13 protein-coding genes are annotated in these 14,416 nt (G+C 39.1%); 11 read left to right on the forward strand and 2 right to left on the reverse strand.

Annotated elements, in window-relative coordinates:
- Nucleotides 1–42: 42 nt before the first annotated feature.
- The 6 genes from QUF91_RS02450 (at nt 43) to QUF91_RS02475 (ending at nt 5,044) form a co-directional block, all read left to right on the forward strand.
- Complete coding sequence (locus QUF91_RS02450) at nt 43–897, forward strand: DMT family transporter (RefSeq protein ID WP_285397373.1); 855 nt, start codon at nt 43–45, stop codon at nt 895–897.
- A gap of 232 nt (nt 898–1,129) precedes the next feature.
- Entirely contained in the window at nt 1,130–1,822 is a 693-nt protein-coding gene (locus tag QUF91_RS02455) for a response regulator transcription factor (RefSeq protein WP_289416728.1), read from the forward strand.
- The gene (locus tag QUF91_RS02460) at nt 1,800–1,955 is read left to right on the forward strand and encodes a hypothetical protein (RefSeq protein ID WP_285397375.1); all 156 of its coding nucleotides are present in this window, start codon (nt 1,800–1,802) and stop codon (nt 1,953–1,955) included. Before QUF91_RS02455 ends, QUF91_RS02460 begins: the two co-directional genes overlap by 23 nt.
- 15 nt (nt 1,956–1,970) lie before the next feature.
- Nucleotides 1,971–4,163 carry a sensor histidine kinase gene (locus QUF91_RS02465; RefSeq protein ID WP_289416729.1) on the forward strand — a complete coding sequence of 731 codons (2,193 nt, stop codon included), beginning with the start codon at nt 1,971–1,973 and terminating at the stop codon, nt 4,161–4,163.
- Between the two features lie 74 nt (nt 4,164–4,237).
- Complete coding sequence (locus tag QUF91_RS02470) at nt 4,238–4,525, forward strand: hypothetical protein (RefSeq protein WP_289416730.1); 288 nt, start codon at nt 4,238–4,240, stop codon at nt 4,523–4,525.
- A 60-nt stretch (nt 4,526–4,585) separates the two neighbouring features.
- Nucleotides 4,586–5,044, forward strand: coding sequence for a hypothetical protein (locus tag QUF91_RS02475; RefSeq protein ID WP_289416731.1), 459 nt, complete (start codon nt 4,586–4,588; stop codon nt 5,042–5,044).
- Between the two features lie 9 nt (nt 5,045–5,053).
- Here the strand turns inward: QUF91_RS02475 and QUF91_RS02480 are convergent, their stop codons facing one another.
- Nucleotides 5,054–6,202, reverse strand: a complete 1,149-nt coding sequence (locus QUF91_RS02480; RefSeq protein ID WP_285397379.1) for an acyl-CoA dehydrogenase family protein — start codon at nt 6,200–6,202, stop codon at nt 5,054–5,056.
- Nucleotides 6,203–6,675: 473 nt separating this feature from the next.
- On the opposite strand from QUF91_RS02480, the gene QUF91_RS02485 reads away from it, so the two are divergent.
- The 3 genes from QUF91_RS02485 (at nt 6,676) to QUF91_RS02495 (ending at nt 10,276) form a co-directional block, all read left to right on the forward strand.
- Nucleotides 6,676–7,755 (forward strand): metallophosphoesterase, encoded by a 1,080-nt coding sequence (locus QUF91_RS02485; protein WP_289416732.1) that lies wholly within the window; start codon nt 6,676–6,678, stop codon nt 7,753–7,755.
- Nucleotides 7,756–8,166: 411 nt separating this feature from the next.
- Complete coding sequence (locus QUF91_RS02490) at nt 8,167–9,000, forward strand: undecaprenyl-diphosphate phosphatase (protein ID WP_285397382.1); 834 nt, start codon at nt 8,167–8,169, stop codon at nt 8,998–9,000.
- A 313-nt stretch (nt 9,001–9,313) separates the two neighbouring features.
- Nucleotides 9,314–10,276, forward strand: coding sequence for a 2-hydroxyacid dehydrogenase (locus QUF91_RS02495; RefSeq protein ID WP_285397384.1), 963 nt, complete (start codon nt 9,314–9,316; stop codon nt 10,274–10,276).
- 158 nt (nt 10,277–10,434) lie between these two features.
- Here QUF91_RS02495 and QUF91_RS02500 read toward each other — a convergent pair whose 3' ends face one another.
- The gene (locus QUF91_RS02500; RefSeq protein WP_285397385.1) at nt 10,435–11,235 is read right to left on the reverse strand and encodes a TIGR00266 family protein; all 801 of its coding nucleotides are present in this window, start codon (nt 11,233–11,235) and stop codon (nt 10,435–10,437) included.
- Between the two features lie 500 nt (nt 11,236–11,735).
- Here QUF91_RS02500 and QUF91_RS02505 point away from each other — a divergent pair, with 500 nt between their 5' ends.
- Complete coding sequence (locus QUF91_RS02505; protein ID WP_285397386.1) at nt 11,736–13,214, forward strand: aldehyde dehydrogenase family protein; 1,479 nt, start codon at nt 11,736–11,738, stop codon at nt 13,212–13,214.
- 26 nt (nt 13,215–13,240) lie between these two features.
- A complete protein-coding gene (locus QUF91_RS02510; protein ID WP_285397387.1) occupies nt 13,241–14,413 on the forward strand; it encodes a saccharopine dehydrogenase family protein in 1,173 nt (390 codons plus the stop codon).
- Nucleotides 14,414–14,416: the final 3 nt, after the last annotated feature.

The following is a 14,416-nucleotide window of genomic DNA, read 5'->3' on the forward strand; positions in this document are numbered from 1 at the left end:
TATTAATGTTAATGAGTGTAAAGGTCGAGGAGGAAATAAAAAATGTATCCATTTTTCGTGCTACTAGCGGCTATATTGTGGGGCATGACAGGAACTGCACAAACATTTTTAGATGATGGAACATCTCCGATAGCAGTAGCAACAGTTCGTTCTGCGATTGGTGGCGGACTATTATTAGCTATTACTATTTTGCTACGTAAAATTAACTTTCGTAAATGGTCGTGGAAATGGACAATTTTAGCTGCCGCGAGTATTGCAATATTCCAAGGTCTTTTTTTCTCATCAATTCGTCTAACGGGTGTAGCTATTGGAACAGTTGCAACGATTGGTAGTGCTCCTGTATTTTCAGGTGTTTTGGAATGGATACTATGGAAAACACGGCCAACAAAGGTGTGGGGAATAGCAACGATAATGGCCATACTCGGGTGTATTTTATTATTTGTTAATAATAGGGAAGAGGCTGTTCATATGGGAGGTATCGGACTAGCTCTTTGTGCAGGTCTCTCCTTTGCATTGTACACAAATATTAGTAAAAAGCTTATGACACAAGAGGAGGCACTACCAGCAGTGGCGATGACGTTTTCAATTTGTACGTTATTTTTACTGCCATTTTCGATAAGTGAAGGTTTTAGCTGGTTAGCCGTTACACATAACTTATGGACGATGCTTTTCATGGGGATTATGTGTACAAGCGTGGCCTATTTGCTGTTTTTAAATGGTCTACAGAAAGTTAATTCATCGACGGCTGTTACACTATCACTAGCAGAGCCTTTAACTGCAGCGATCCTCGGTGTATTTTTAGTAGGGGAATATTTAAGTATGACTTCCTGGATTGGTGTTGTAATGTTATTAGGTGGTATTGTTGTATTGACATTAGGAGGGCGAAAAAAGGTTTGAGAACAAGTCATACAATACAATCTTTTTTATTGCTATTGGCTTATTACACTTGTTGAAACGTAGCAATGTATATAGCTTGATTGGAGCAACGCGGCTCATCGGACGCCCCTAGGAAATCACCCCACGTCATAGTGATGAAATTCATTCAAAACTTAAGAAATTCTTCATTTTTATAATAACTGGTTTTTAAGATTTAAAAGGTACACTATTAATTGAGAGCGAGGTGTATATCATGACGAAACTAACAGTTCTTGTAACAGATGATGATCAAGATATTCGTGATGGTATTGAAATCTATTTAAAAAATGAAGGCTACCATGTGATTAAAGCTGCTGATGGCTTAGAGGCACTTGAAAAGTTAGAAAACAATGAAGTACATTTAATTATTTTAGATATTATGATGCCAAATATGGACGGAATTACAGCGACATTTAAAATTAGAACAGAGCGCAATATTCCCATTATTATGCTTAGTGCAAAGGCAGAGGATGGTGACAAAATTCATGGATTGTCTGTAGGTGCAGATGATTACGTCACAAAGCCTTTTCATCCATTAGAATTGTTGGCTCGGGTAAAATCACAGCTGAGACGATATGTACAACTTGGGACGTACAATGATGGAGCGGCTAAGGTGGAAATCGACGGACTTGTATTGGATGAAGACGCCAAGGAAGTTATTTTAGAAGGAGAGCCTGTTCGATTAACACCAATCGAATATAAAATTACGGAATTATTAATGAAAAATGCAGGGCGTGTATTTTCAATTAGAGAGATTTATGAGCGTGTATGGAATGAGGAAGCCTACAATGCAGAAAATATTGTGGCAGTACACATTCGAAAAATACGTGAAAAAATCGAAGCAGATCCGAAAAATCCACGCTATTTAAAGGTGGTGTGGGGCGTTGGCTATAAAATGGAAAAATAAAATAGAACAGTATGTTACAATTGCAGGGTTTGTAGCAGCGGTTTTTGGGCTAATTTATTTCGGTGTGTTTGCGTATCAGCTAGTAAATGCCCGCTCTTCAGAGGTACTACAATTGCTTGAGAGAATTTTTTAGAGGGGAGTTAAAAGTATGTTAAAAAATTGGAAACCTCTTCTCGCTCTACTATGTTTAATCTGGGTGATTTTCGGTATATTTACATTCTCCAATATCGGGTATAAATATATTGGAAAGTCCTATTTCCAATCTGAAAGTTTCCAGCATGAACTTGAAAATTTTCAGTCAGAGTTAGGACCATTAGTATTAAATGTACCAGCTGCAAAGGATTTGAAAAGTAAAATAGAGGTTACGCAAAATGAAATTGAAGAGCATCGTAATCGCTATGGAACATTAGGATACCAAATAGAAAATATTAAAGCTCAATATGAAGAGCGCATTCAAGAAGCTACTAATGTAAATGCAACGGATTTAAAAACAAAGCTAGAGAAAGAGCGAGATGAGAAAATTAAAGATATTACGACAAACTTTGAGGATGATGAGCATGTCCGTAAGAAAATTCTTGCTGATAAGGAAGCACTCGTTGATCAATATATAAAGGCAGCACAAGATGCAGCAAAGAGATTTGTGAAGGATAATAAGTATTGGTCTTATGAATTAACGAACACTGAAACAGGTAAAACATATAGTTCAGGCGATGTTTCGGACAGTAACGTATATAAAATAAAGTACACTGAGCAGCATCCATTAACTACTGAGAATATTAGTAGAAATTTGGACCATGTTTTTTATGAAAATGATGTCTCTGTTAACACAGATAATCTTAGAGAAACTGCTGATTATACTGGCATCATATCAATCTCAAAAAAACCAGCACAATCTGCAGTTGTGATGGAGGATTATGACCATTTTAAGCGCAATCAATACATTTTCTATTTTATATGGTTAACGAGTATTGTAGCGGCTATTTTTGCATGGAAAGGACGTAAAGAAGTACTGCGAATGGTACTAGGTATAAAGGAAAAAGAAGCTTTTGCAAAGCTGAAAATTGATTTCCAAATTGGATTGTTGTTCATAACTGGCTCTATGTATTGGTTTACATCACATGTTGTTATGGAATCAATTGAATTTTACAATCAATACAATTATGTACGTTTTATTTTGGATATACTATTTGAAGCAGGCGTCTTAATGATTCTTGCGATCGTATTCTTTATTCAGCTAATCTGGTTGTATGATCGAGTGAATACAGCACAGAAATTAGAGGAGAATTTAAAAGCTAGCTATTTATGGTCACTAGGCGAATCAATTACAGATTTATTTATAAATCGTTCCATCGCATTACATTCCATTGTAATGATTGGAGCAGCATTTTTCGGTGGTGGAAGTCTTGTCGCTACAATGGCAAGAGGTGGCGGTTTTCCTTTCTTTGTATTTGTCATTTGCGCAATAATCGGTATACCAGCCATGATTCTCTTCCTCTCTAGAACGGGGTATTTAAACCGAATTATGAAGGATACAAAAGACATGGCGGAAGGACGTTTAAATCGTGATGTGAAGGTAATGGGCAAATCACAACTTGCAGGGCATGCAGAAAATCTTAATCATTTAAGAGAAGGCGTACGCACGTCCATGCATGAGCAGGCAAAAAGTGAGCGATTAAAAACAGAGCTAATTACGAATGTTAGTCATGATTTACGCACACCGTTAACATCCATTATTACGTACACCGATTTACTGAAAAATCCTGATATTACAGAGGAAGAGCGTAAGCAATATATTCATATTCTCGATAAAAAATCAGAGCGTCTAAAAGTATTAATAGAGGATCTCTTTGAAGTATCAAAAATGGCGAGTGGTAATATTGAGCTCCATCGTAGTCGAGTTGATTTAAATCAGCTTGTTCAGCAGGCAGTAGGGGAGCATGAGGAAGATTTAGCGAAGGCACGTTTAGATTTACGAATGACAAATCCTCCTGAGCCAATTTACGCATATGTAGATGGTCAAAAATGGTGGAGACTGATCGATAATTTAATTGTCAATGTATTGAAATATGCATTAGAAGGCACACGTGTCTATGTGACATTAAAACATACTCCTGAGGGCGATGCGGAATTCACAGTAAAGAATGTCGCAAAGTATGAAATTAGCGAGGATGCCGATGAATTATTTGAACGCTTTAAGCGAGCAGATGCTTCGCGCCATACAGAGGGCTCAGGGCTCGGTTTAGCTATCGCACAATCCATTGTAGATTTGCACGGCGCTCGTATGAGTATAGAAATAGATGGAGATTTATTTAAAGTAATCGTCCGAATTCCAGCAGCATAGACAAAAAAACAGCGGCAAACGTATTTGCCGCTGTTTTCGTTATGTTGAAAAATAAAATATGTGAGTAAATCCTTTTGAATGTTGTCGCTATGGCTGTTCTATCCACGGTTGAGGCGGTTCTATCCACGATTGTGGCTGATCTATCCACGGTTAAGGCGGTTCTATCCACGATTGTGGCTGATCTATCCACGGTTAAGGCGGTTCTATCCACGATTGTGGCGGTTCTACCCACGGTTGAGGCGGTTCTATCCACGATTGTGGCAGTTCTATCCACGGTTGAGGCGGTTCTATCCACGATTGTGGCTGATCTATCCACGATTGTGGAGGTTCTATCCACGATTGTGGCTGTTCTACCACGGTAGTGTCGGTTCAATCCGTCGCTCAGAATTCAATTCGTCACCGCGACACTTTATTCCGTCGCTTTGGCCCATTCATCCGTCGTTCTGGCCTATCAATCCGTTGCTCAGAATTCAATCCGTCACTGCGACTGTTTAATCCGTCGCTTTGGCACATTCATCCGTCGTTCCGGCGCATCAATCCGTCGCTCAGAATTCAATCCGTCACTGCGACTGTTTAATCCGTCGCTTTGGCCCATTCATCCGTCGTTCCGGTCTATCAATCCGTCGTTTAGCGGTTCAATCCGTCGCTCAGAATTCAATCCGTCACCGCGACTGTTTATTCCGTCGCTTTGGCCCATTCATCCGTCGTTCCGGTCTATCAATCCGTCGTTTGGCGGGGCCATTCTCGGCATTGGCGGTTCTATCCACGATTTTGGCTGTTCAATCCGTCACCTCGGCTCATCGGATGCCCCCGGACAAGCGCTCAGTCGGGACGGAAATCAACCACTCGTTGTGCCGAAGAGCCATGCTTTATTACCTTAAAGTGCGTAGTTATAAGCCTAAATTTTTGGCAATAATCACTTTCATGACTTCGTTGGTACCTGCATAAATGGACATAACGGGAATATCTCGATATCTTCTAGCAATCTTGTATTCTTCCATATAACCGTAGCCACCATGTAATTGCATACACTGGACAGCAAGCTCACGTGCATTTTCCGTTATCCAGTATTTTGCCATTGAAACTTTTGTTACAACATCATTTCCTGCGATATGTTCTTCTATTAAAGTTTCTAAAAAAGATTTGCCAAGCTCAATTTTTGTTGCCATTTCGGCTATTTTAAATTGTGTATTTTGGAAGTCGCTAATTGATTTTCCAAAAGCTTCGCGTGATTTTACATAATCAATCGTTAAGGCTAGCATATCCTCAGCAGCTGTTTGTGCAGCGATGGCTACTGCTAAACGCTCTTGCTGTAGCTTTTCCATCATATAGATAAAGCCATTACCTTCTTCACCAAGGAGATTTTCTACAGGTACTCGACAATCCTCGAAATATAGCTCAGCTGTGTCCTGTGCGTGCATTCCGACTTTTTCGAGCTTGCGGCCTTTTGTGAAGCCTGGTGTCCCGTCCTCAATCACAAGAAGGCTAATGCCACGATGTTTTTTTTCTGCCTGAGGATTTGTTTTGACAGCAACGACCGCTAAATTTGTATGAATACCATTTGTAATAAATGTTTTTTGTCCGTTGACGATATAGTGATCGCCATCACGAATAGCAGTAGTTTTGATGTTTGCTAAATCTGAACCTGTGCCTGGCTCTGTCATAGCAATTGCTGTAATGTTTTCGCCTGTAACACATTTCGGCAGCCAGCGTGATTTTTGCTCATGTGAGCCGTATGCCTCAATATAAGGCACGACAATATCGTTATGCAAACCAATACCAATAAGGCTCGAACCTACACGCTCAAGCTCTTCTTGGATTATAACGCCAAAGCTAAAATCGAGCCCGAGACCGCCGTATTGCTCTTCTACTTGAGGACATAGATAACCCATTTCCCCGAGCTTACGCCAAAACTCAAGTGGAATAAGGTGATCTTTCTCCCATTGTGGATAGTGTGGCTCAGCCTCTTCTACTAAAAACTTACGTAAGGTTTTACGAAATAACTCATGCTCTGTTGATTCGAATTTATATCTTGTCATTGAAACAGCACCCCTTTTTCGCTCGTAAATGCGTAAATTTTCTCTTGCTATTATTATGTTACTGAAAAAATGGAAAAAATTAAAGTACATTAATCAAAAAGTGGGGTTCATTACCATAACGTAGGGTTAATTTCCGTTCCGACTGGGCTTTGTTGTTGCTGACGCTACGCTTTCGCACAGATAAAACAATTGTTGCTGACGCTACGCTCGCTACGTTTTACAATCATTAATATAGCTAAAGGGGTAAGTAATCACCTAGATTACAAAATTGTCACTTTCCTAGTAGAGATTGTCATGTAAATCATACGATTGAATTACAAGGAAGATGTACACTTGATATAAAGTGCCAATTGGTATCCTTTTTTCCTCTATTTTTTTCTATAAGAAGAATAGTGAAAGTACTTAATGCAAATATTAATGTTAAGTATAATGCTATAATCGATTAAGAAAATATGAAAGTGGAGGACTAAGATATGCCTAAAGTAATTGGTGGAATTCTTTTAATAAGTATATATAGTGCGTTAACTTTTTACTTAGGTTGGGGATTAAGGCAATGGCTTGTGGCAATGGAATGGTTCCGTTACCCAATTTTATATTGGTTAGTGCTGTATATAATTTCATTTAGTATTATTATTGGCAGACTGCATGAGTCTTTACGAGCGTTTTCAATTATTAGTAATTACTGGATGTTCATTTTTGAATATGGATTATTGATTTGTTTGGGAGCAAACATTATTATTTGGCTAAGTCCCTTTAATAGTGTACAGATAATTGGTAGTATAGCAGTTGCAATGTTGCTTGTACTAAGTATTGTGGGCTCCTATTTAGCCTATTCTGCTGTTGTCCGTCATTTAGAAATAACGATGGATAAAAAGAGTAGTGAGCGAGAGTCGTTGAGAGTTGTAGTGGCATCAGATTTTCATTTAGGTGTTCTATCACATAAAAAACATTTACAGCGCTTTGTTACTTTATCGAATGAAGCAAAGCCGGATATCGTTTTTTTAGTTGGGGATATTGTGGATGATGATCCCAAATGGTTTGTTCAAGAGGGAATGGCAGATGTGATGAAGCAATTAACTTCTACATACGGAGTGTATGGTGTACTTGGTAATCACGAATATTACGGTAAGAAAATATCTGAATTTGTTGAAGAGATGGAAAACGCAAATGTAAAGATTATGAGGGACGAAACTATTAGAATCGATAATGCGTTAATATTAACGGGCCAAGAGGATATTACAAACAAGGATAGAAAACAACTAGATGCATTGAAGTTAACAGATGACTTACCTTGGTTTGTAATGAATCATACCCCAAATGATTTAATAACGCCTGCCAAAATGGGCGTAGACTTCCATATGTCAGGTCATACGCATAAAGGTCAATTATGGCCCAATCAGTATATAACGGCTCGTGTATTTGAGCTTGATTATGGTTATAAGAGGAAGGGGAAAATGCATACACTTGTTTCATCAGGCTTTGGCTTTTGGGGTCCTCCAATGCGAATAGGTAGCCGTTCTGAATTATGGGTGGTAGATATCAATTTCCGTTAAATAATAAAGGCGGTAGTAGTTATGCTCATCACCAAAAGTTGTGGGAATATTGTTAATTGGGGTGGAGACTGGGTGACTCCTTGGGGGCCCCCAGGAAGCTTTGCTCTGTGCGAAAGCGAAGCGACAGCAACAAGGTTTTGACTGTGCGAAAGCGAAGCGACAGCAACAAGGTTTTGACTGTGCGAAAGCGAAGCGACAGCAACAACAAAGCGCCTAGTCGGAACGGGAATCAACCACACGTTATGATGATGGGGCAAAGGCTAGTGTTTAGACCGTTTGATGTTAAACAGCTATAATTATATTTTTTGAGTAAATGTTGTCTACTCACAGCTGAAGACTATAGCCAATGTACATGAAAAAGAGTATTTTATTATATGTGGATATTTAATTAATAAAAGGTAAGGTGAAGATGTGGATATCATAGAGTTATTAAAGGCGTTAATTTTAGGTATGGTCGAAGGGTTGACAGAGTTTGCACCAGTGTCATCGACAGGTCATATGATTATTGTGGACGATATGTGGCTAAAGACAGAGGAGTTTTTAGGGATGTATCCCGCCAATACATTTAAAATTGTTGTTCAACTAGGTTCTATATTAGCCGTAGTCGTTGTAATGTGGAAACGAATGTTGAGCTTAGTGGGGCTATATAAAATCGAAGGACAATCTACTTCGATGAAAAATCGCTTCAACTTAATGCATGTTATTGTGGGTATGTTACCAGCAACTGTATTAGGTTTTGCATTTAAAGATTTTATCGATGATCATTTATTTAAAGTAGAGCATGTTATTTATGCTTTAATAGCTGGGGCAATTTTAATGCTTATTGCAGATAAATTTGCACCGAAAAAACCAAAAGTGGATTCGCTAGATAAGATTTCTTATGGTTTAGCATTTAAAGTAGGTTTAGTACAATGTTTATCACTTTGGCCAGGATTCTCTCGTTCAGGTGCAACAATATCTGGTGGTGTACTATGTGGTATGAGTTACCGTGTGGCCGCTGATTTTACTTTCATTATGGCAGTACCAATTATGGCAGGTGCTAGTTTAGTATCTGTACTGAAAAACTGGGATACGCTATCTATGGATTATTTTAGCTTCTATGTAGTAGGCTTCATCAGTTCATTTATTTTTGCATTACTTTCTATTAAATTCTTTGTAGCACTTGTTTCAAAAGTGAAATTAAAGCCATTTGCTATTTATCGTTTAGTACTAGCTGCTGTACTAGCGTTCATTATTTTTATGTAAATTAGAAAGTCACTCTTCTATCAAAGAAAGAGTGGCTTTTTTGTTTATCCCACATATTGTTCAACGATCCACGAAGCGGCTCATCGGACGCCGCCAGTCGGAACGGCACTCAACCTCACGTTATGGCGATTAGCCTAGTTTTTATTTTTTTTTATAAATAGGATAAAGTCGCTTATTAGAAGGATAAAACAACAAATAGACGGATGAAGCTTGTAGAGGGATAGAATCACACATGGAAAGATAAGAAATTCCTAGAAAATGCGCTTGCTAAGTGTTACGCTATAGGCGAATTAATTAGAGGGGTGTTCGGAATATGAAAAAGAAATTATTTATTACGCGTAAGTTCCCGACGCATATAGTTGAGCCGTTAAAAGAGTATTATGATATCGAACAATGGGAGGAGGAGGAAATTGTTATACCGCGGGAAAAACTATTGGCAGCTGCCGCAGATTGTGAAGTACTGTGGGTAACGCTTGCTGACCAAGTCGATGAAGAGTTATTATTACACGCACCCAATTTAAAACTCGTGACCAATTTAGCAGTTGGATTTAATAATATTGATATTAATGCTTTGCGTAAGCGCGGAATAATGGCCACAAATACGCCAGGAGTTTTAACAAATACAACTGCTGATTTTGTCATGGGATTATTGCTTGCGACTGCTCGTAGAATACCAGAAAGCGAACGATATTTACGTGAGGGTAAATGGAAAAGCTGGTATCCAATGCAATTAGTAGGTAAAGATGTTTCAGGAGCTACTATAGGAATTATTGGCATGGGGCGTATTGGCCAGGCTGTTGCAAGACGAGCAAAAGGTTTCGATATGAAAATTTTATATAACAATCGTAGACGTCGCCATGAGGCAGAAGAAATGTATGGATTTCAGTATGTATCGTTAGAGGAACTTTTAAAGCAATCGGATTTTGTTGTTATTATGACACCTTATAATAATGATACGGTAGGTCTTATAGGAGCAGAGGAACTTGCTATAATGAAGGATGACGCGGTGTTAATCAACGCATCGCGTGGTGGCATTATCGAGGAGGACGCACTTTATGAAACTTTGAAAAGTGGTAAGCTGTGGGCAGCAGGTCTAGATGTATTTGAACATGAACCCATTGCGCTGGATCATCCATTATTAACGTTGCCAAATGTTATAGCACTTCCACATATCGGTAGTGCATCGCTTCAAACTAGAACTGCTATGCTGATGCTGAATGTCAATGCTCTTATTGCATATGGGCAGGGCAAGGCTCCGTCGAATCGAATTGATTAATCACACTGAATAACAGATGGAGGTGCCTTTTTGCCACGAAGCGTGAGGGAAACGATTGTCCGTAGTGGAAATCCATTGTTTTATTCATCTATAAGAAAAGGAGCACATCGTAACTAGATGAGCTCCTTTTGTTATGAACAATAGTAGAAATGCGTCTATTATTTATTAAACATATCAAATAAACCGCCGATACCGCCTTCACCTCTAGATTGACCGCCACCGCCTTGAGAAATTGGTGCTGCAGCGAAGACACGGCTTGCTAAACGGCTAAATGGTAATGATTGAATCCAAACTTTACCTGGACCTTTTAATGTAGCGAAGAAGATACCTTCACCACCGAACAATGCAGTTTTTACGCCACCAACCATTTCGATATTGTAATCTACATCGGATGTCATAGCAACTAAGCAACCTGTATCAACACGTAATACTTCACCAGGTTGTAGAGTCTTTTCGTGAATTGCTCCACCTGCATGTACAAAAGCCATGCCATCTCCTTCAAGCTTTTGCATAATAAAGCCTTCACCACCGAAGAACCCTACACCGATTTTCTTCTGGAATTCTACACCAACAGAAACTCCTTTTGCGGCAGCTAAAAATGCATCTTTTTGACAAATGATTTTTCCGTTTAATTGACTTAAATCCATTGGAATAATCTTACCAGGGTATGGAGCAGCAAAATACACATGACGTTTACCTGAACCAACGTTCGTAAATGTTGTCATAAATAAGCTTTCACCTGTAATTAGGCGTTTTCCAGCTCCAAATAATTTCCCCATAAGACCACTATCTTGGCTTCCATTTGAACCGTCACCAAAGATGGTTTCCATATGGATAGAATCGTCCAACATCATTAAAGCTCCAGCTTCAGCTACCACTGTTTCCTGTGGATCAAGCTCAACTTGTACGTATTGCATATCATCGCCATATAATTTGTAGTCAATTTCATGATTATTCATAATAGGATTCCTCCAAAAAAGTAATTTTGTTATATATACGATTATAATTCACATTAGTTTCAATGTATAATTATTTAATTTAGAAAAAAAGGGAATAAGCTAGGAAATGTCGAATATAAAAAACTAGAATGTGTATTTTTTATTTAGCTAAAGATTTTTGTGATTGTTTCTCCAATGCTCACAAAAGACTTCCATCAGTGACCCTACATCCGTGTTTAGCTAAAAGAAAATAAAGTCTCTGGCGATTGTCATCGACGTTGTTAAACCGAAAGCATGCCCTGCAGATTGTCATTTGTTGAAAATTCGGAATTTTGACATATTTACTCTGGCGGATTTGGAAGGGAGTTCTTTGTGCAAAAGCAAAAACAAATCTGGCACAATTATGCCGAGGTATAATTGATTCTCTGTATAGATAGAGTAATAGATGATATCTGTCTGCAGGCAATGTGACTGGTAACAACGGGGCAGAGGCATCATAGAAATTTCAGGGGGTGTTTGTAGTGGAAATCAAAAACTATATCGGTGGTGAATGGGTAACACATTCACATTTACAAAGTATAGCAGTGACCAACCCTGCAAATGGAGAGCAGCTAGCTGTCATACCGCGTTCTACGGCAAGTGAGGTAGATGAAGCGGTAGCGGTTGCCAAACAAGCACAAAGAAACTGGGCATTAGTACCTGCGCCTAAACGTGCTGACTATTTATATGCCATCGGTCAAAAAATGAAAGAGAAGAAGGAACATTTGGCGACCGTTTTAACAAAAGAGATGGGAAAGGTTATTGAAGAAGCTAGAGGTGAGGTACAGGAAGGGATAGACATGGCTTATTATATGGCTGGTGAAGGGCGACGGTTATTTGGGGAGACAACACCTTCTGAGCTAGCTAATAAATTTGCCATGAGTGTACGGGCACCGATTGGAGTTGTAGGTTTAATAACTCCGTGGAATTTCCCTGTAGCCATTGCCACTTGGAAGTCGTTCCCTGCAATTGTTGCTGGCAATACGTTCATTTGGAAGCCGTCTAATGAGACACCAATGATGGCGTATGAAATGGGCAAAATTTTTGAAGAGGTTGGCTTACCAGAAGGAGTAGCAAATATTGTCTTTGGTACAGGTCCAACAGTTGGAACAGCTTTAATTGAACATCCAGATGTTAAGGTCATTTCATTTACCGGCTCTACAACAACGGGTAGTAAAGTGGCGGAGCTAGGTGGTAAACACCTGAAAAAGATTTCATTAGAGATGGGTGGAAAAAATGCAGTCATCGTTATGGATGATGCCGATTTACAGCTAGCTACTGAAGGGATATTATGGAGTGCATTTGGCACTGCTGGTCAAAGATGTACAGCATGTAGTCGGGTTATTGTGCATAAAGATGTAAGAGAGGAATTAGAAAAACGTCTATTAGACGAAATGCAAAAGCTGACAATTGGAGATGGGCTAGATGAAGATGTGAAAATCGGACCTGTGATTAATAAAGCCGCATTGGAAAAAATTAATCACTATGTGCAAATCGGCAAACAGGAAGGGGCTACATTATTAGCTGGAGGTAGAATTTTATCTGAGCCTCCTTATGATAAAGGGTTTTATTATGAGCCTACACTATTTACCAATGTGAAGCCTGACATGATTATTGCACAGGAAGAAATCTTTGGCCCGGTCGTTTCTCTAATTGAAGTAGCAAGTTTGGATGAAGCAATCGAAGTAAACAATGGCGTAAAATTTGGCTTATCAAGTTCAATTTTCTCACAAAATGTTAATACGATTTTCCGCGCGCAACGAGATTTAGACACAGGTATTGTTTATGTGAATGCAGGCACAACGGGTGCTGAAATCCATTTACCATTCGGTGGTACAAAGGGTACGGGGAATGGTCACCGTGATTCAGGTGTAGCTGCTTTGGATGTCTATACAGAATGGAAAAGTATTTATGTAGACTATAGCGGTAAATTACAAAGAGCACAAATCGATACAGAGTAACAGATCAATGAAAGGGGATGTTCTTGATGAAAGTTGTTGTATTAGGTGCAGGTTTGATGGGGAAAGAGGTAGCTCGTGATTTAATAAAAAATAGCAAAGTAGAGCGTGTATTTTTAGGGGATATAGACGTAAAAATAGCGCAAGATTTTGTGGACACGTTAAATACTGATAAGGTTGAGGTTGTGGAGGTTCATGCTGAGCGCGATGACTCGCTGATGGCGGTTATCTCAAAAGGTGATGTAGTCGTTAATGCATTATTTTATTCCTTTAATGAGCGTGTAGCAAGGGCGGCAATTGAGGCTGGTGTTCATTCCGTAGATTTAGGTGGTCATATTGGTGGTGTAACGGAAAAAATATTAGATCTCAACGAAGAGGCGAAAGCAAAAGGTGTAACGATTATTCCAGATTTGGGTGTTGCCCCAGGTATGGTCAATATATTAGCAGGTTATGGTGCTTCGAAATTAGATGAGGTAGAATCTATTAAACTTTTTGTAGGCGGTATTCCTACAGAGCCGAAGCCACCTCTTCACTATACACGAGTGTTTTCTTTAGATGGTGTCTTTGATCATTATACAGAGCCATCAAAGACGATTCAAAAAGGAAAACTACAAGAAGTTCCATCATTATCAGGTGTTGAACCTATTTATTTCGATGGTTTTGGTGTGCTTGAGGCATTTTATACATCTGGCGGTATATCGACATTGTATAAGACATTCCCAAATGTCCGCACATTAGAATATAAAACAATTCGTTATAAGGGACATGCAGAGAAATTTAAGCTATTAGCAGATTTAGGCTTCCTTGATGCTAGTAATAAGGTAGAGGTAGAAGAACAGGAAGTTCCTGTGCGTGCAGTAGTTCGTGAGGCACTTAAAAAGAAGCTTGAGCTTGGTACAAAACCAGATGCAGTGCTACTGCGTGTTATTGTAGCGGGTGAAAAAGCACAACAACAAGTGACTTATGAATACGAAATGGTTGTGCGTAAAGATATGACGATTAATGAAACAGCTATGGCTCGTGCAACAGCAAATACAATTTCAGTCGTTGCACAAATGATTGGTGAAGATAAAATTACAGAGCGCGGTGTATTTGCGCCTGAATCAGTTGTACCGGGCGATACTTATATTGAAGAGATGGCAAAACGTGGTGTTGTCATTAAGGAAACATCTCATAAATCTGCAATGATCGTGAAATGGTAGGTG

The organism is Lysinibacillus sp. G4S2 (assembly GCF_030348505.1).
Taxonomy (GTDB): domain Bacteria; phylum Bacillota; class Bacilli; order Bacillales_A; family Planococcaceae; genus Lysinibacillus.